This is a genomic window from Burkholderia sp. Bp9140 (genome assembly GCF_003853425.1).
Classification (GTDB): Bacteria; Pseudomonadota; Gammaproteobacteria; order Burkholderiales; family Burkholderiaceae; genus Burkholderia.
This window is the reverse complement of the sequence record NZ_QTPQ01000001.1, coordinates 141,549-159,291: the sequence shown is the minus strand read 5'-3', so window position 1 is coordinate 159,291 and position 17,743 is coordinate 141,549. Positions and strand designations below refer to the sequence as shown.

Sequence of the window (17,743 nt, the reverse complement as noted above, 5' to 3'; positions counted from 1 at the left end):
AAGGCGCGGTTGCTAGAGTCGTCCAACAGGGTTTTCCCGATGCCCGACTGCCGAACGGAAACGACACATGCGAGGCTCCATGAACCTGGTACGCACGTTCTGGCTACTGCTGCTGCTCGCCGTCGCGGGCCCGGCCCTCGCCTTTCAGGCGCGGGTCGTCGCGATCCCGAGCGCGGCGATGAACGAGACACTGAGGGCGACCGTCGTGCTGCCGGACGACTACGCGCGCCTGCGCCACGGGCCTGAGCGCAGCGTCGAACGCTTCCCGGTCGTCTACCTGCTGCACGGCTCCGGCGGCGACCACACCGACTGGACCGCAAACACGCGGATCGCCGCGCTGGCCGATCGCTATCACGTGATCCTGGTGATGCCCGACGGCGGACACGAAAGCTGGTACATCGACAGCCCGTTCGACTCCGGCAGCCGCTACGAAACCTTCGTCGGCGACGAAGTCGTGTCCTATGTCGACACCCATTTCAGAACGATCTCGGCCAAGGGCGCGCGCGCGATCACCGGGCTCAGCATGGGCGGCTTCGGTGCGCTGCGCATCGCGCTCGACCGGCCCGACACGTTCGGCGCGGTCGGCAGCATCAGCGGCGCGGTCGATCCGCGCTGCTGCGAGGACGAGCCCGGCATCGACCACGTGTTCGGCGATCCCGGCCGCCATCCGTCGTTCTGGAACCGCAACGCGATCGTCGAAAGCGCGCGCGCGTTCGTCCGTGCGCATCTCGACCTGACGATCGACTGCGGCCGCGACGACTCGTTCGTCGGCTCGAACCGCACGCTGCATCAACGACTCGTCGCACTCGGCGTGCCGCACGACTATGCGGAGCGTCCAGGCGGTCACACGTGGGACTACTGGGCGCATGCGATCCGCTACCAGATGCAGTTCTTCGCGGCGTCGTTCCAGCACGGCGGCTACGCATAGGATCCGCACCCCCGCGTCGCGCGCCATCCGGCAGGCGTGACGCGAGCGGCCCGACGCGCGCGGCGCTGCCGCGCCCTTGCGCCGTTGCATCGCGCGACGGACCCGATGGTAGGATGCGCAGGCATCGACCACCCGACTTCCTCCATGCCGCGCGACAACTTTGCGGACCTGCTCGCCTTCATCGCCGTCGCGCGCGAGCGCAGCTTCACGCGCGCGGCCGCCCGGCTCGGCGTGTCGCAATCCGCACTCAGCCATACGATCCGCTCGCTCGAGACGCGTCTCGGCGTGCGGCTGCTCACGCGCACGACGCGCAGCGTCGCGCCGACCGAAGCCGGCGAGCGCCTGTTGCTCAACCTCGCGCCGCGCTTCGACGAAATCGAGGCCGAACTGTCCGCGCTCGCCGAGCTGCGCGACAAGCCGGCCGGCACCGTGCGCATCAACGCGACCGACTACGCGATCCGCACGCTGCTGTGGCCGAAGCTGTCGCCGATCCTGCGCGACTACCGCGACCTGAAGGTCGAGTTCGTGACCGACTACGGACTGTCCGACATCGTCGCGGAACGCTTCGACATCGGCGTGCGGCTCGGCGACCAGGTCGCGAAGGACATGATCGCGGTACGCATCTCGCCGGACCTGAAGATGGCGATCGTCGGCGCGCCCGCGTATTTCGCGGAGCGCGAGCCGCCCGCGACGCCGCAGGATCTCGTCGCGCACGACTGCATCAACCTGCGCCTGCCGACGCACGGCGCGCTGTACGCATGGGAACTCGCGCGCGGCGACGACACGCTGCAGGTGCGTGTCGACGGCCAGGTCACGTTCAACGGCACCTACGAAATGCTCGACGCGGCGCGCGCCGGCTACGGCCTGGCCTACGTGCCGGCCGAGCTCGCCGCGCCGCACGTCGCCGCCGGCAGGCTCGTCAGCGTGCTCGACGACTGGTGTCCGACGTTTCCGGGCCATCACCTGTACTACGCGAGCCGGCGGCAATCGTCGCGCGCGTTCGCGCTGATCGTCGACGCGCTGCGCCACCCCGGCCATTCATGAGCCGGTTCGATAAGTGCATGCGCATTCCTGGGGATTATCGATAAGCGCGTCGGTGGCTACCATCGTCGATGTCTTCCACGTCCTCCGGAGCCCTCGATGTCCGAACCGACTTCCGCCGCGCGCCAGGCCTTCGGCGCGATCGCGCCGGCCCTCGCCGACTACACCGACAACGTGCTGTTCGGCGACGTGTGGCAGCGCCCCGGCCTGTCGCCGCGCGATCGCAGCCTGATCACGGTCGCGAGCCTCGTCGCGCTGTATCGCGTGAACGAGCTGCCGTTCCATCTGAAGAAGGCGCTCGACAACGGCATCACGCGCGACGAGCTGATCGAGGCGATCACGCATCTCGCGTTCTATTCGGGCTGGCCGACCGCCAGCTCGGCGCTGCCGATCGCGAAGCGCGTGTTCGACGAAGCGGGCGTGTGAGCGCGACCTGCGCACCGATTCAACTGACTTGAACCGGCGCGGGCGCTCGCCCGCATGGAGCCTCTTGCATGGATTACCGCTATCTCGGGCGCAGCGCGCTGAAAGTGTCGCCGCTGTGTCTCGGCGCGATGATGTTCGGCGGCGAAACCGACGAAGCGACGTCGGCGCGCATCATCGACAAGGCGTTCGACCAGGGCGTCAACTTCATCGACACGGCCGACGTCTATCACGCCGGACGCTCGGAAGAAATCGTCGGCCGCGCAATCGCGCGGCATCGCGACAGCTGGGTCGTCGCGACGAAGTTCGGCTATCCGGCCGGACCGGACGCCGGGCCGAACCGTCAGGGCCAGTCGCGCAAATGGATCTGCGAATCGGTCGACGCGAGCCTGAAGCGGCTCGGCACCGATTACATCGACATCCTGTATTTCCATCGCACGCTGACCGATGCACCGCTCGAAGAAGGGATGCGTGCGGTGGCCGACCTGATCCGGCAGGGCAAGGTGCGCTACGTCGGGCTGTCGAACTTCAAGGGCTGGCGCATCGCCGAAATCGTGCGCGTCGCCGACCAGCTCGGCATCGACCGTCCGGTTGCGAGCGAACCGCTGTACAACCTCGTCGATCGCACGGCCGAAGTGGAACAACTGCCGGCGGCCGCGCATTACGGCATCGGCGTCGTGCCGTACAGCCCGCTCGCGCGCGGCGTGCTGACCGGCAAATACGCGCCGGGCACTCAGCCGCCCGCCGATTCGCGTGCGGGCCGCGGCGACCGGCGCATCCAGCAGACGGAATGGCGGCCCGAGTCGCTGCACGTCGCGCGGCAGGTGGCCGCGCATGCGGCGGCGCGCGGCACGACGTCGGTCGCGTTCGCGCTCGCGTGGGTGATGAAGAACCGGATCGTCAGCTCGACGATCGCCGGGCCGCGCACCGAGGCGCACTGGGACAGCTACGTCGATGCGCTGACGCTCGAACTTGGCCCCGACGACGAACGCTTCGTCGATTCGCTGGTGCCGCCGGGGCATGCGTCGACGCACGGTTATACGGATCCCGGCTATCCGGTCGAAGGGCGGAAGGTGTGATGTTCGTCCGCTGAAACCGGATGCGCGCGGCCCGCCGGCATGATGCGGCGCGTGCGATGGCTGGGAGGTGGGGGATGAACGGCTGACGCGCCGGACGCTCTCGTCCGGCAAGCGGGTGCATGGCACGTCGTCACGCCAGGCGTCACGCGACGCGGCGAAACAACGAAAACGAAAAACGGAAGACGACAGCGGCGCAAGCGAATGCAGAAGCCGCGCATTCAGATGCCGCGCGCCGTGTCGGCGCTCACCACGCGATCGAAGCATTCCTGCGCACGCGCCAGTTCGTCGAGCGCGCGATCGAGGCGCGACATCGCACGTGCATATTCGGCCGACGAGATGTCGTCGTCGCTTTCGCCGCGTACCGCGCGAAACGCCTGATCGACGTTGCGCGTCGCCTCGACGAAGCGTTGCGCGGCCCGGGCTTCCCGCGAACAGATGCGAGTCGACATCGACACTTCTCCCTCAGGGTTGCTGTGTGAAGCAAGCCGACGCTCAGTGTGCGTGGCGCGCATGTCGGCGGCGTGAACGACGGCAGGCAGCCTGTCGACGCACGGCCACCGCGCGGCGCGCTTCGTGGCGATTGTCGCGCGACGCTCGCCGATCCGCTACGACGAGATTGCAACAAATTCTTGCGCGCGCCGAGACGGCGGCCGCGCGTGTCGTTGCACGCGCATTCGGCAGCCCTGCCCTGCGTCACGCGCCGCGCATCGGCGGCGCGAACGTCATGCGCGCCCGATGCGCGGAAGCACGAGACCGCCGAACGCCGCCGCTTCACCGGGCGACAGATCGAACAGATCGCCGGTGGGCTCGCGCGGATGCTCGGCCGCGGGCCGGCTGCGCAGCCGCGCGACATGCGTGGGCGCGACGTAGGCGGCCGCCGTTTCGATCGGCGGCACGTCGAACAGATCGCGCGTGACGCCGCGCACGGCATCCGTCGGCGACTCGCCGCGCAAGCGCGCGACCAGCTCGACGAAGCGATCGAAATCGCCAGCGCGCGTCGCCTTGTTCACCTCGGCGAGATCGCGCGCCTTCAGCACGCACGGCTGCGCGAGCCGCACGAAATACGGCGCTTCGAGTTCGACCGACAGCGCGAGCGGATAGCTCTTGCCGGTTTGCTCCTTCGCACGCCCGATGCAGTCGACCACGGCCGCGCCCTGCGCGACGCCGAGCGGCTTGCCGGTGCTCACGCTGCGCAGGTGATCCGGGAACACGCGCAGTTGCGTGCCGACCGTCAGCGCGGTGGACGACGCGCAGACGAGCGCGTAGTGCTGTTCGCGACGCCGGCCCGACGGCAGCGTCGAACGGCTCGCGATGAACGTGTGCGGTGGCAGCGGCCGTACCTGGCCGCTGGCGTCGATCCATGCATTCCACAGCAGCGCGTTCTCGCGCTTGCGCTCGCCCGGCCGCGTGCGCGACGCGACCGGCGAAAACAGCGCGAGCAGCGAGCCCGTGCGATGCGCGGCGACTTGCGCGCTGCTGCCGAGCGGCTGGTTGATGCCCCACAGAAAACGCCCGCCCCCGAGCCGGCGCTCCCATTCCTTGCGGAGCACGACGGTCGGCAGTTCCTCGCCGGACTCGGTACCGATCTTCGTCCAGCAGAACGTGGGAGGGAGGTGTTTCAGTGTCATCAACTTTCTCGGGATACAGCCTCGCTGGTGACAGCAAGCCCATTCAACAACCGTAACTGTATAGGTATAATGCATCGCATGGAAGCCCCGGACCATGATTTTCCTGTACAAGACCTGTTACGCCGCCTGATGGCGGACACACGCTCGTCCAGCGAAATTGCGCGACTTTCCGGGGTCAGCCAGCCGACCGTGTCGCGCCTGCGGCTGTCCAACGGGCATCGGCTGCGGCGCAGCGCGCCATTCAACAAGCTATGCAGTTTCTACGGCGTCGATACCGGCCCGGCGCGCCGCCGCTACAACGATCTGCTGCGCGACGCGATCGTCGACGCCTGGGACGGCTCCGACGAGCACGGGCGCGCGCTGCTGGTGGTGATTCAGGGATTGAAGGATCTGCAGGCGAAGGCCGACGACGGGTAACGGCACGCAGGCATGCATGAATGGAAGGAAGGCTGGCGGCACTCAGCGAGCGGGCGGTGGCGAATACGATTCGTCATCGCCCGTTTTGCATCCGGGCGACGCGATACGAAGCAACGGCAGGCGCGTCGCCGGACGCGCGCGACGCAATCGCACCACACGCCCCGCATCGGCAACGCGCCGAAACTTTATTTACCCTCAGTTAAAAAAGTTTGACACGGCGTTTTCACTGAGATAAGTTTTGCGCAAGCTTCCGGAAAGCAAACGCGAACCGGCAAGCCATCACGATGCGCGGCGCGGCCGAAGCCGCCGATCCGTTTCATTCCGTCGCCGCACGCGCATCGCGTCACGTGTTTCCGCAGCGCAGCACCGCAACTCGCAACATCCCCGTCTCATCGAATGGTGTCGTTCCGCTTCATCTGGAAGGACGCGCGGCATGCGCGCACTTGATTCGCAGTCCTGCATGACTCGCGGGGCCGCTGTCTTCCCGATGTGCAGTTTCCTCTTCGTCGCATGCAGTAATCGGCCCGGCCCGCAGGGGGCGTATCGCGGACCGGTCGTCTACACACAATCAAAAGAACGAGGTCGGCAATGCAATTTCATGTCAGAGGATCGCGTCGCGCATGGCTGCCCGCGCTCGTTGCAGCGGCAACGCTCGCCGCGTGCGGCGGTGACGACGGCGGCAGCGTGGCGGGCGTGTCCGCACTCGCGCAAGGTCAAGGTCAGCAGGACGACGGCGCCGCATCGGCGGCCGGCGCGCAAGGGCTCGCATCGCGCATGTCGCCGTCGGGCGTTCCGTACGCGAATCCCGCCAGCGGCGGACGCTACAAACCGGTGATCAGCAACGGCCAGGTACAGCCGTCGCTGTCGGGCGGCACGATCGAGGAAAACGCGTGGGTCGACACGCCGGTCGATTCCGACGGCGACGGCACGCGCGACCGCATTCACGTGCGCATCGTGCGGCCGTCCGAAACCGCGAACGGCGCCCGCACGCCGGTCATCGTGCTCGCGAGCCCGTACTATGCAGGGCTCGCCGACAGCCCCAACCACGACGTCGACGTCGAACTCGACGGCACGCCGCATCCCGCGGCGGCGGCCGGCGGCGCCTCCGCCCGCATCATGGCCGCGATACCGCAAGTACAAATGCTGCAGCAGCTCGAAGCAGCCGCGGCCGGCCGTTCATGGATCGAAGGCTATTTCGTGCCGCGCGGCTTCACGATCGTCTATGCGGATTCGCTCGGCACCGCCGGTTCCGACGGCTGCCCGACGATCCTCACACGCGACGAATCCGTCGCGATGGCGTCGGTGATCCGCTGGCTCGGCCGCGATGCGAGCGCGAAGGATGCGAACGGCAAGGCGGTCGTCGCGAACTGGTCGACGGGCCACGTCGGCATGTACGGCGTGTCGTACGACGGCACGCTGCCGAAGATGGTCGCGAGCCTGCGCACGCGCGGGCTCGACGCGATCGTGCCGATCGCCGGCCTGTCGAACATGTACGGCTACTACCGCTCGGGCGGGCTCGTGCGCGCGCCGGAGGGCTATCAGGGCGAGGACGTCGACGTCTATATCAAGGCGCTGCTGACGAATGCGCATCCGGAGCGCTGCACGCACCTGATCGACGAGGCGCTGCAGCAGGAAGACCGCAAGACCGGCGACTATTCGCCGTTCTGGGCCGCGCGCGACATCCCGACCGCGCACGCCGTCGCGCCGGCACTCGTCGCGCAGGGGCTGACCGACGACAACGTGCGCGTGGACCAGTCGACGTCGTGGTATCTCGCGATGCGGCGCCAGGGCGTGCCGACGCAGCTGTGGCTGCACCGCCTGAAGCACACCGACCCGACCCGCGTGCCGGCGATGGCCGACGCGTGGACGGCGGAGGTGAACCGCTGGTTCACGCGCTACCTGATCGGCGTCGACAACGGCGTCGAGCGCGATCCGCGCGCGGTGGTCGCGCAGGCCGACGGCACGCTGCTGAAGGAAGCTGACTGGGCCGCGCGCAGCGCCACGCCGGTCGCGTATTTCGCGGGCGGCGACGGCACCGGCACCGGCACGCTGTTGCGGATGCCGAACGGCGGCCCGCTCGCACGCTTCACCGACGATGCGTCGATTCCCGCGCTCACGCTGGCGAACGCCGCGACCGGCGAGCATCGCAGCCGCTTCGAGACGGCCCCGTTCACGGCCGCGACGCGCCTGTCCGGCACCGCGACCGCGCGCGTGCGGCTGACCTTCAACGGCGTCGCGAACGTGACGGCGCTGCTGGTCGATCGCGCGCCGGACGGCACGGCGACGATCGTCACGCGGGCATGGACCGATCCGCGCAATCGCGTGTCGGACTGGATCTCGGAGCCCGTGCTGCCGGGGATGCCGTATGACCTGAAGCTGACGTTCATGCCGCGCGACTACAAGCTCGAAGCGGGCCACAAGCTCGGCCTCGTGGTGCTGTCGAGCGACAACGAGGCGACGCTGCGGCCGACACCGGGCACGGGTCTCGCACTCGATCCGGCAGGCACGTCGGTGACGGTGCCGCTGGTGTCGTCCTGAGCGGGCGAGGTCAGCCGGCACGCGTGACGGCCATGCGCGTGCGATCGCGAACGATCGCACGCACCCAGTGCCGAACGCCACGTACCGCAGGCGCCGCGCGACGAGGCTTCACCGTCGCGCGGCGCCTTTCTTCATCGCCAACCCTGCTCAACCGGCCACGAGACGCCTGAGTACGACGTCCAGCAACACCTTCGCGCCGTCGACGAGCTGATCGTCGTCGGTATGTTCGCGCGGGTTGTGGCTGATCCCGCCGCGGCTCGGCACGAAGATCATCGCGGCCGGCGCGATGCGCGCGATCATTTGCGCGTCGTGGCCGGCGCCCGACGTCATCCGGCGATGCGAAAACCCCATCCGCCGCGCCGACGCCTCGATTTCGTCGGCAAGGCCCGCATCGAACACGACCGGCTCGAAACGCACGAGCCGCTCGGTCGTGATCCGGACCCCCTCTTGCGCCGCCACCTGGTCGAGGAACCCGGCAAGGCGCTTCTCCGCCTCCTGCAGGCGCGATTCGTCCGGGTCGCGCAGGTCCACCGTGAATACGGCCTTGCGCGGGATCACGTTGATGACGTTCGGTTCGATGCGCAGCATGCCGATCGTCGCGAGGGTCGTGCCGCTCGCTACCGTCAGTTCGCGCAGGAAGGTCGCGACCGCCGCCGCCGTCCAGCCGGCGTCATGCCGCAGATGCGTCGGCGTCGTGCCGGCATGGTTCGCGTTCCCCTGCACGGTGACCTGCTGCCATGAAATGCCCTGCAGGTTCTCGACCACGCCGATGCGGATCTGCTCGGCCTCGAGGATCGGCCCCTGCTCGATGTGCAGTTCGACGTACTCGTGCGGCACGATCGCGCCGGGTTCGAGTTCGCCCGCATAGCCGATCCGTGCGAGTTCGTCGCCCAGGCGCGTGCCGTCGATGCCGACCGTGTCCAGCGCCGCGTCGACCGACATGCCGCCGGCATGGACGAGCGAACCCATCATGTCCGGCTGATAGCGGATGCCCTCTTCGTTCGTGAATGCGCCGATCGCGATCGAGCGCCGCGGCTTGATCCCTGCGCGACGAAAGGCCCGTGCGACGGCAAGGCCGGCCAGCACGCCGTAACAGCCGTCGAGCGCGCCGGCATTCGTCACGGTATCGATATGCGAGCCCATCATCAGCGGGCGCTCGCTGCCGTCGTCGGATTCGGAGCGAAGCGTCCCGAAAATGTTGCCGATCCGGTCGACCTGAATGTCGAGATCCAGCTCGCGCATCCACGCGACGACGAGATCGCGCCCGGCCCGCTCGTCGTCCGTCAGCGCGATCCGGGTCCGGCCGCCGGCTTCGGGATCGGCACCGATTTCACCGAGTTGTCGCAGTTGGTCGAGAAGCAGCGCTCCATCCAGCTCGAGCGCCGGCAGCGGTATGGCGGGGGGATTCATCGATCGTCTCCATGTGCGGCACGCATCCGGCCAGTTGCCGGACTTGATGGAGTGAAATGTTATTTCAGCCTGATCGATAATTCGGCTCTGAATTCGCGGTCTCGACGCAATTTTTTCTCATCTTCGCGCGCGGGTGGCGATAAACGCGTGCCGGTACTGCTTCGCCCCGGCCCGCCCTTTCATGCCTTGCGCACGTGCCGCCCCCGCGTCGCTCACACCGGCGTCAGCACCGGCTCCCCCGCGAAATGCCGCGCCGCATTGTCGAGAAATTGCTGCACCGAGCGATCGAGCGCCTCCGGCGACCAGCCGCCCATGTGCGGTGTCAGCACGATATTGTCGAGCGCCGTCAGCGCGCGCGGCGGCTCCGGCTCGCCTTCGTACACGTCGAGCCCCGCGCCCGCGATGCGCCGTTCGCGCAGCGCATCCGCCAGAGCAGCGGTATCGACAACACTGCCGCGCGACACGTTGACGAGAAACCCTGCGGGACCAAGCGCATCGAGCACCGCGCGATCGATCAGGTGGCGCGTGCCCGCGCCGCCCGGCGTCGCGACGATCAGGAAATCGGCCCAGTGCGCGAGCGCCTCGACGCGCTCGAAATAGCGATACGGAACATCCTTCGCGGAACGGTTGTGATAACCAATCTCGATGTCGAAGCCGGCCGCGCGACGCGCGCACTTCTCGCCGATCTTGCCGAGCCCGACGATGCCGAGCCGCTTGCCCGATACGTTCGGCGGCATCGGCAGCCCCTCACGCCAGACGCCCGCGCGGGTTTTCGCATCGAGCTGCACGACGTTGCGCACCGCGGCGAGCAGCAGCGCGAATGCGTGATCGGCGACGCAATCGTCGTTGGTGCCCGCGCCCGTCACCACGGTGATGCCGCGCGCCTTCGCATGCGCGACGTCGATGTGCTCGTAGCCGGCACCGAGCGCGCTGACGAGCGTGAGCTGCGCCAGGCGATCGATTTCAGCGGCAGTCAGGCCCGTGCTGCCGTTGGTCAATACCGCGCGAATCGTGCCGCCGCGTTCGGCAATCGTGCGCTCACGCTCCTCGGCAGTCGGTGCATGGTGGACGTCGTACGACGCGGTGATCTGGCGGTGCGCGTCACCGCGCAGCGCGATAAGGACCAGCAGCTCGGGCTTCATGTGGGCAAGTGTCCGCAGACGGGAATGCGTTCCAGTGTAACAACGGCGCGTGACGCGCGCGCGTTACCCCCACGCGTGCTGTGGACGTGCTGCCGCACGCGGTTTGCCAAAGCCGGCTCAGTCAAGTAACTTTCGGCGTACGCCCCCCGTTCTGGAGAATGGCCCTGATGAAGCTCGCCCTGCCCGCCCGGATCCTGGGCCTCGCGTTCGCCGCCGCTGTCGTCGCACCCGGCGCGCACGCCGACACGCCCGTCGTGGTGTCGTCGAAGATCGACACCGAAGGCAACCTGCTCGGCAACGTCATCGCACAGGTGCTGAAGGCCCACGGCATCCCCGTCACCGAAAAGATCGCGCTCGGCACGACGCCGATCGTGCGCAAGGCGCTCACGAGCGGCGAGATCGATATCTACCCCGAGTACACGGGCAACGCGGCGTTCTTCTTCAACAAGGCCGACGATCCCTTGTGGAAGAACGCGGGCCAGGGCTACGACGCCGCGAAGAAGCTCGACTACGCGGCGAACCATCTCGTCTGGCTCGCACCGGCGCCCGCGAACAACACATGGGGCGTCGCCGTGCTCGCGCCCATCGCGCAATCGCAGCACCTGAAGACCTTCTCCGATTTCGGCAAGTGGATCACGGGCGGCGGCAAGCTGAAGCTCGCGGCGTCCGCCGAATTCGTGAACAGCGCATCCGCGCTGCCGTCGTTCGAGAAGGCATACGGCTTCAAGCTGAAACCCGATCAGCTCGTCGTGCTGTCGGGCGGCGACACGGCCGCGACGATCAAGGCCGCCGCAAACCAGACCGACGGCGTGAACGCGGCGATGGTATACGGCACCGACGGCGGCATCGCATCGAGCGGCCTCGTCGTGCTCGACGACGACAAGCACGTGCAGCCCGTCTATGCGCCGACGCCAGTGATCCGCGAAGCCGTGCTGAAGGCGCATCCGCAAATCGCGGACTACCTGAAGCCGGTGTTCGCGAGCCTCGACCTGAAGACGCTGCAGACGCTGAACGCGCGCATCCAGATCAACGGCGAGCCGGCGGCCGGCGTCGCCAAAAGCTACCTGAAGTCGAAGGGTTTCGTTAAGTGACGGGTCGCGCGGTGGCGTCCGCGCGGCGCATCACGCTCGACAAGGTCGGCATCCTGATCGGTGTATTGACGATCGTCGCGGTATTCGGCACGCCGTTCATGGTGCTGCGCCCGAACCGCATCGCGGCCGGCACGGGGCTGTCGGTGTTCGCCGCGCTGCCCGCCGTCCAGGGTGCCGCGCTCGCCGCGCTGTGGACCGTCGGCGCGCTGTGGGCGATGACGGCGAGCCGCCCCGCCTGGCGGCTCGCGGCCGGCTGCACGTGGCTCGCGACGCTCGCCTATGCGGTCGGCGCGGCCGCGGCGCACGTCGTCCCGCCCGACGACATGCTCGCGCGGATTTCGCCCGCGGCAGGCGTCTGGCTGCTGCTGTTCGCGTGGGCCGTGCTCGTCGCGGACGCACTCGCGCGGCTCGCGTTCGGCCCGTGGCGGCGCCTCGTCGCGCTCGCCGTCGCCATGGCAGCGATATCGGTGCCGCTCGCGAGCGGCGGGTGGGACGGCCTGTCCGTGATGCGCGAATACGCGGTGCGCAACGACGACTTCTGGCGCGAGGCAATCCGGCACGTCTCGCTCGCGGGCGGTTCGGTCGCGGCCGCGCTCGTCGCGGGCCTGCCGCTCGGCATCGCATGCGCGCGGATGGCACCGGTGCGCACCGTCGTGATGCCGGTGCTCAATATCGTGCAGACGATCCCGAGTATCGCGATGTACGGGCTGATGATGGCGCCGCTCGGCCTGCTCGCCGCGCACGTGCCGCTCGCGGCCGCGCTCGGCATTCGCGGGATCGGCGTCGCGCCGGCCGTGCTCGCGCTGTTTCTCTACTCGCTGCTGCCGATCGCGTCGAGCGTGGTGGTCGGACTCGAGCAGGTGCCGCCGCATGTGACCGAAGCGGCACGCGCGATGGGCATGACGCGCGCGCAGCGGCTCCTGGGCGTCGACCTCGTGCTCGCGCTGCCGGTGATCCTGAGCGGCGTGCGCATCGTGCTCGTGCAGAACATCGGCCTGACCGCGGTCGCCGCGCTGATCGGCGGCGGCGGATTCGGCACCTTCATCTTCCAGGGGATCGGCCAGTCGGCCGCCGATCTCGTGCTGCTCGGCGCGATCCCGACGATCGCGCTCGCGCTGGCAGCCGCCGTCGTGTTCGAAGCCGCGACCACCCTCGCGAAGGGACGTACTGCATGATCGAGATCGAACACATCGGCAAACGCTTCGGCGACGTCGCCGCCGTCGACGACGTGTCGCTGACGATGAAGCAAGGCACGATCACCGCGCTCGTCGGCGCGTCGGGCAGCGGCAAGTCGACGCTGCTGCGGATGATCAACCGGCTGATCGCGCCAACCAGCGGCACGATCCGCATCGACGGCGTCGACACCGCGAGCGTGCCGCCCGAGCAGCTGCGGCGGCGCATCGGCTACGTGATCCAGGGGCACGGCCTGTTCCCGCACTGGAGCGTCGCGCGCAATATCGCGACCGTGCCGCGCCTGCTCGGCTGGCCGGCCGCGCGCATCGACGCGCGCGTGCGCGAACTGCTCGAACTGTTTCACCTCACGCCGTCCGAGTTCGCGGACAAGCTGCCGCACGAACTGTCGGGCGGCCAGCAGCAACGCGTCGGCGTCGCGCGCGCGCTCGCGGCCGAGCCCGCGATGCTGCTGATGGACGAGCCGTTCGGCGCGCTCGATCCGATCATCCGCAACAAGGCGCAGGACGATCTGTACGCGCTGCAGCGCCGCCTCGGCATCACGGTCGTGATCGTCACGCACGATATCGAGGAAGCGCTGAAACTCGGCGATACGATCGCGGTGATGGACGGCGGCCGGCTGCTGCAGGTCGCGTCGCCGGCCGAGATTCTCGGCAGGCCGGCAGCGGGCGTGGTCGAGCAGCTCGTCGCGGGCGTCGACCGGCCGCTGCGCCTGCTGGCGCTGACGCCAATCGATGCGGTGGCCGAACCCGGTCACGCCGACGGCGAACCGATCGCCGCGACGCGCACGCTGCGCGACGCGGTATCCGAACTGCTGTGGCGCGGCGTCGACGCCTTGCCGGTCGGCGACGGCAACGGGCGCGACGCGCGCCGCATCACGCTCGACGCGATCCGCGCGCACGCGAGGCAGCCCGCATGACGACGCGGCACGCGCGTTCGCCCCGGCCGCGGCGGCTGCCCGTGTATGTCGCACGTGCGGCCGCGCTCGTGCTGCTGCTCGTGCTGCTGTTGCGCCCTGCGTGGCTGCAGGGCGTGTTCGCGCCGTTCGCGGACAACGGCGCGCCGGTCATCTACGATCGCGCGAGCCTGCTCGACCTCACGCTCGCGCATCTCGGCACCGTCGCGCTGTCGAGCCTGATCGGCACGCTGGTCGCGGTTGCGGCCGGCATCGCCGTCACGCGGCCGTCCGGCGCAGATTTCCTGCCCGTTGCGCGCAGCGTCGTCGACATCGGCCAGACCTTTCCGCCGGTCGCGGTGCTCGCGCTCGCGGTGCCGGCCGTCGGCTTCGGGTTGAAACCCGTGCTGATCGCGCTCGTGCTGTACGGGCTCCTGCCGATTTTCGAGAGCACGATCGCGGGGCTCGAGGACGTGCCGCGCGACGTCGTCGAAGCCGCCCGCGGGATGGGGATGAGCGGCTGGCAGCAACTGGTGTCGGTCGAGCTGCCGCTCGCGTTCCCGGTGATCGTGAACGGCATCCGGCTCGCGGTCGTGATCAATCTCGGCACCGCGACGATCGGGTCGACGGTCGCCGCGCGCGGGCTCGGCGACGTGATCATCGCGGGCCTGCAGACGTCGAACACCGCGTTCGTGCTGCAGGGCGGCGTGATCGTCGGGCTGCTGGCCGTGCTGGTCAGCGATGCGATCGGCGCGCTTGGGCGGGTGGCGAGCGCACGGCGGGCCTAGCACACCGGCAGTCGCGGCTCCGCCCGCAAAAAGGGCGCACGAAAAAATCGGCCCATGCTTGATCCGGACTCCGATGCGTGTTCGTACAACGATCCCGCCTGCACACGGCGCACATCGATACAAGCCTACATCGCGCTTTCATTCGAGCCTGCGCTCGAACGCACCGGACAATTGGCCGATATACTATGCGCCTCCCATTTTCCCGCCCTCCACCATGCGACGACGGTTTCTCTGGCTGATCGTGCTTTCGCTCGGCATTGCGCAACCGGCCACGGCGCAGCAGGCACCCGCGCTGCCTGCCTCCGCGCCCGAAGCCGCCGCATCCGCGCCGACCGGAGCCTCCGCGCCGCTCGCGAACGATCAGCCAAACGAAGCAAACCGTCGCATCACCTCGTACCTGACGAAGAAATTCGGTGTCGCGAAGGAGCGCGCCGCGAAGCTCGCCGATATCGTGAGCGTCACTGCGACGAAATATTCACTGCCTCCGGCACTCGTTTACGCGATTATCTCGATCGAATCGCGCTTCCAGGAAAAGGCGCGCGGCCAGCGTGGCGCGACCGGGCTGATGCAGGTCGTGCCGGCCGCGCACCGCGGCATGCTGCGCGACGTGAAGGATCTGACCGAGCCGAATGCGAACGTCGACGTCGGCTCCAAGATCCTGTCGGGCTACGTGCGGGCAGCCGGCGGCAACGTGCAGGCCGGGCTGAAGAGCTACGGCGGATCGAATGCGTATGCGGCGAAGGTGATGCAGCGGGTCGACACGTTCCGCTTCGTGCTCGAACCCGAAGACGGCGCGAACGCCGCGAGCGACGGGAAGGCGCACATGGTGCCGGTCAGCGATTCGTCGACTGCTGCGCCCGCCGCGAGCCGCAACGCGAGGTAAGCGCGCCGCGCGCCATGCGCGCGTGCGCATCCTGAAGCAGCAGAACGCACGACGGCACGCTCCGCCCGTCACTCCCGCGCGAAATGCGCGCGCAGAAACTCGATGAAAACCTGCGTCTTCGCAGGCAGCAGCCGCGTTTCCGTCATCGCATAGACGGGCACCGGCCCCCCTTCCCATTCAGGCAGTACGCGGCGCAACCGCCCTGCGGCCACGTCGTCGGCCACCACTTCCTCCGGCAACTGGATGATCCCCGCGTCGTGCACGGCCAGTTGCCGGTTCATGCCGACACTGTTCACGACGAACCGTCCGCCCACCGGCACCTCGACCGCGCGCTCGCCGCGGCGCAGCGTCCACGCGGTGACGCGTTGCACGCTCAGGCACTGATGGCGCGTCAGGTCGTCCGGTTCGAGCGGCTCGCCCGAGCGTTCGAGATAGCGTGGCGACGCATACAGGGCGTTTCGGAACGTCGCGAGCCGCCGCGCGACGAGCTGCGAGTCCGCGGATTCGCCGATGCGGATCGCGACGTCGAACGGCTCGCTGACCAGGTCGACGCGCCGCGACGTCAGCTCGAAATCAAAGGTCAGCTTCGGATACCGTGCCGCGAATTCGACGATCAGCGGCGTCAGGTAGATCACCGCGAAATCGACCGGAAACGACGCGCGCAGCACGCCCGCCGGTTCGGTCAGCAGCCCGCCGAGCTGCTCGTGCGCGAGCCGCGCCTCGTCGACGATACGCTTGCAGCGCTCGAAGTACAGCTGCCCGGCCTCCGTGAGCTCGATCCGGCGCGTCGTGCGATGCAGCAAGCGCAGGCCAATCGCCTTTTCCAGCGAGCCGATCCGCCGCGACAGCGTCGAATTCGGCATGCCCAGCGTCTGGGCGGCACTGCGAAAGCCGCGCGCCTTCACGACCTCCACGAACAGCGCCATGTCGTTCAGCAGTTCCATGCTGACTGCTCCATCAATGGATCAATGTTCTCCACGATACCCGGTTTATCTCGAAAAAGAAGCAATGGATGATGCAGGCGTGGAGGCGAGGCCGGCGCAACGCGTGCGGCCGCTGCCCGATGCGGCATCGCCCTGGTGGCGCATCCCGAACTTCGATGAGGAAAACGCGATGAAACAACTGTTCGTTCCGGTCCGTGCCGACCAGGACACGCCGCAACTGTTCGACCCGGTCCGCGTCGGCCGGTACATGCTCGACAACCGCCTCGTGATGGCACCGATGACGCGCAGCCGCGCCGCATTCGACGGCACGCCCGGCGCATGGGCCGCCGAGTACTACGCGCAACGCGCGGGCCTCGGGCTGATCGTCACCGAAGGCACGCAGCCGTCCGACGACGGCCAGGGCTACCTGACGACGCCGGGCATTTATACCGACGCGCACGTCGCCGGCTGGAAGACGATCAGCGACGACGTGCATGCGCGCGGCGGCCGGCTGTTCATCCAGCTGATGCACGTCGGCCGCATGTCGCACCCCGACAACACACCGCATCACCGGCAGGGCGTCGCGCCGTCGGCGATCGCGCCGGGCGTGCCGATGTTCACCGCGACGGGCATGCAGCAGATTCCGGCGCCGCGCGCGCTGACGACGGCCGAGGTGCGCGACACCGTGAACGACTTCCGCTTCGCCGCGCGACGCGCGATCGAGGCCGGCGCCGACGGCGTCGAGATCCACGGCGCGAACGGGTATCTGGTCCAGCAGTTCCTCGCGCCGAACGCCAATACGCGCACCGACGCGTACGGCGGGTCGATCGAGAATCGCGGACGTTTCGCGATCGAGGTCGCTGCGGCGATCGCCGACGAGATCGGCGCGGATCGCACGGCGATCCGCCTGTCGCCCGGCACCACGCTGTGGGGGATCGACGAAGGTCCGGAACGCGCCGACCTGTATCGCTACCTCGCGACGCAGTTCGACGCGCTCGGCCTCGCGTACCTGCACGTGATGCATCAGGGCGACGAATCGCTGCTCGCGGACCTGCGTGCGCGCTGGCGCGGCACGCTGATCCTGAACCGCCCGGGCCGCGCGCGCGACGCGATCGGTGCCGATGTGGCATCGGGTCTCGCCGATCTCGAAGCGTACGGCCAGATGGTGCTCGCCAACCCGGATTTCGTGACGCGCGTGAAGACGGGCGCGCCGCTGAACGACGCGCAGCGCGAGACGTTCTTCGGCGGCGACGCGCGCGGGTATGTCGATTACCCGGCGCTGAGCGGCGCTGCATAAGCGCTGCAAAGAGAAACGGCGCGTCATGACATCGTCATGACGCGCCGCCTTCGAAGCGATACGGGCCGC

17 protein-coding genes are annotated in these 17,743 nt (G+C 68.6%); 12 read left to right on the top strand and 5 right to left on the bottom strand.

Translation table 11 applies throughout. The annotated features are described in order from the left end of the window. Positions 1–79 precede the first annotated feature (79 nt). The 4 genes from DIE21_RS00705 to DIE21_RS00690 all read left to right on the top strand — a co-directional run bounded on the left by DIE21_RS00705 (position 80) and on the right by DIE21_RS00690 (position 3,471). Complete coding sequence (locus DIE21_RS00705; protein WP_185640555.1) at positions 80–928, top strand: alpha/beta hydrolase family protein; 849 nt, start codon at positions 80–82, stop codon at positions 926–928. A gap of 144 nt (positions 929–1,072) precedes the next feature. Then, the gene (locus DIE21_RS00700; protein ID WP_124495063.1) at positions 1,073–1,972 is read left to right on the top strand and encodes a LysR family transcriptional regulator; all 900 of its coding nucleotides are present in this window, start codon (positions 1,073–1,075) and stop codon (positions 1,970–1,972) included. 96 nt (positions 1,973–2,068) lie between these two features. Then, positions 2,069–2,395: a carboxymuconolactone decarboxylase family protein gene (locus tag DIE21_RS00695; RefSeq protein WP_059466882.1), complete on the top strand. Its 327-nt coding sequence runs from the start codon at positions 2,069–2,071 to the stop codon at positions 2,393–2,395. A 68-nt stretch (positions 2,396–2,463) separates the two neighbouring features. Next, positions 2,464–3,471 carry an aldo/keto reductase gene (locus DIE21_RS00690; protein ID WP_124495061.1) on the top strand — a complete coding sequence of 336 codons (1,008 nt, stop codon included), beginning with the start codon at positions 2,464–2,466 and terminating at the stop codon, positions 3,469–3,471. A 218-nt stretch (positions 3,472–3,689) separates the two neighbouring features. Here DIE21_RS00690 and DIE21_RS00685 read toward each other — a convergent pair whose 3' ends face one another. Together DIE21_RS00685 and DIE21_RS00680 are read right to left on the bottom strand one after the other, a co-directional pair. Then, on the bottom strand, positions 3,690–3,920 hold the full coding sequence (locus DIE21_RS00685; RefSeq protein WP_124495059.1) for a hypothetical protein: 231 nt from the start codon (positions 3,918–3,920) through the stop codon (positions 3,690–3,692). A 273-nt stretch (positions 3,921–4,193) separates the two neighbouring features. After that, the gene (locus tag DIE21_RS00680; protein ID WP_124495057.1) at positions 4,194–5,099 is read right to left on the bottom strand and encodes a hypothetical protein; all 906 of its coding nucleotides are present in this window, start codon (positions 5,097–5,099) and stop codon (positions 4,194–4,196) included. Positions 5,100–5,177: 78 nt separating this feature from the next. Between DIE21_RS00680 and DIE21_RS00675 the strand changes: the two genes are divergently transcribed. Continuing rightward, entirely contained in the window at positions 5,178–5,516 is a 339-nt protein-coding gene (locus tag DIE21_RS00675; protein WP_044844401.1) for a helix-turn-helix transcriptional regulator, read from the top strand. 588 nt (positions 5,517–6,104) lie between these two features. Then, a complete protein-coding gene (locus DIE21_RS00670; protein WP_124495055.1) occupies positions 6,105–8,054 on the top strand; it encodes a Xaa-Pro dipeptidyl-peptidase in 1,950 nt (649 codons plus the stop codon). 147 nt (positions 8,055–8,201) lie between these two features. On the opposite strand, the gene DIE21_RS00665 is transcribed toward DIE21_RS00670, so the two are convergent. Next, complete coding sequence (locus DIE21_RS00665; protein WP_124495053.1) at positions 8,202–9,464, bottom strand: Zn-dependent hydrolase; 1,263 nt, start codon at positions 9,462–9,464, stop codon at positions 8,202–8,204. A gap of 212 nt (positions 9,465–9,676) precedes the next feature. Continuing rightward, positions 9,677–10,606 carry a 2-hydroxyacid dehydrogenase gene (locus DIE21_RS00660; protein ID WP_124495051.1) on the bottom strand — a complete coding sequence of 310 codons (930 nt, stop codon included), beginning with the start codon at positions 10,604–10,606 and terminating at the stop codon, positions 9,677–9,679. 167 nt (positions 10,607–10,773) lie between these two features. On the opposite strand from DIE21_RS00660, the gene DIE21_RS00655 reads away from it, so the two are divergent. The 5 genes from DIE21_RS00655 to DIE21_RS00635 all read left to right on the top strand — a co-directional run bounded on the left by DIE21_RS00655 (position 10,774) and on the right by DIE21_RS00635 (position 15,454). Then, entirely contained in the window at positions 10,774–11,697 is a 924-nt protein-coding gene (locus tag DIE21_RS00655) for an ABC transporter substrate-binding protein (protein ID WP_124495049.1), read from the top strand. Beyond that, complete coding sequence (locus tag DIE21_RS00650) at positions 11,694–12,872, top strand: ABC transporter permease (RefSeq protein ID WP_124495047.1); 1,179 nt, start codon at positions 11,694–11,696, stop codon at positions 12,870–12,872. Before DIE21_RS00655 ends, DIE21_RS00650 begins: the two co-directional genes overlap by 4 nt. Then, entirely contained in the window at positions 12,869–13,807 is a 939-nt protein-coding gene (locus DIE21_RS00645; protein WP_124495045.1) for an ABC transporter ATP-binding protein, read from the top strand. The genes DIE21_RS00650 and DIE21_RS00645 overlap by 4 nt, the downstream gene beginning before the upstream one ends. Further along, positions 13,804–14,571, top strand: a complete 768-nt coding sequence (locus DIE21_RS00640; protein WP_124495043.1) for an ABC transporter permease — start codon at positions 13,804–13,806, stop codon at positions 14,569–14,571. Before DIE21_RS00645 ends, DIE21_RS00640 begins: the two co-directional genes overlap by 4 nt. 214 nt (positions 14,572–14,785) lie before the next feature. Continuing rightward, complete coding sequence (locus tag DIE21_RS00635; RefSeq protein ID WP_124495041.1) at positions 14,786–15,454, top strand: lytic transglycosylase domain-containing protein; 669 nt, start codon at positions 14,786–14,788, stop codon at positions 15,452–15,454. Between the two features lie 68 nt (positions 15,455–15,522). On the opposite strand, the gene DIE21_RS00630 is transcribed toward DIE21_RS00635, so the two are convergent. Then, a complete protein-coding gene (locus tag DIE21_RS00630) occupies positions 15,523–16,398 on the bottom strand; it encodes a LysR family transcriptional regulator (protein WP_124495039.1) in 876 nt (291 codons plus the stop codon). Between the two features lie 169 nt (positions 16,399–16,567). On the opposite strand from DIE21_RS00630, the gene DIE21_RS00625 reads away from it, so the two are divergent. After that, entirely contained in the window at positions 16,568–17,674 is a 1,107-nt protein-coding gene (locus tag DIE21_RS00625; RefSeq protein WP_124495037.1) for an alkene reductase, read from the top strand. The last annotated feature ends 69 nt before the right edge of the window (positions 17,675–17,743 follow it).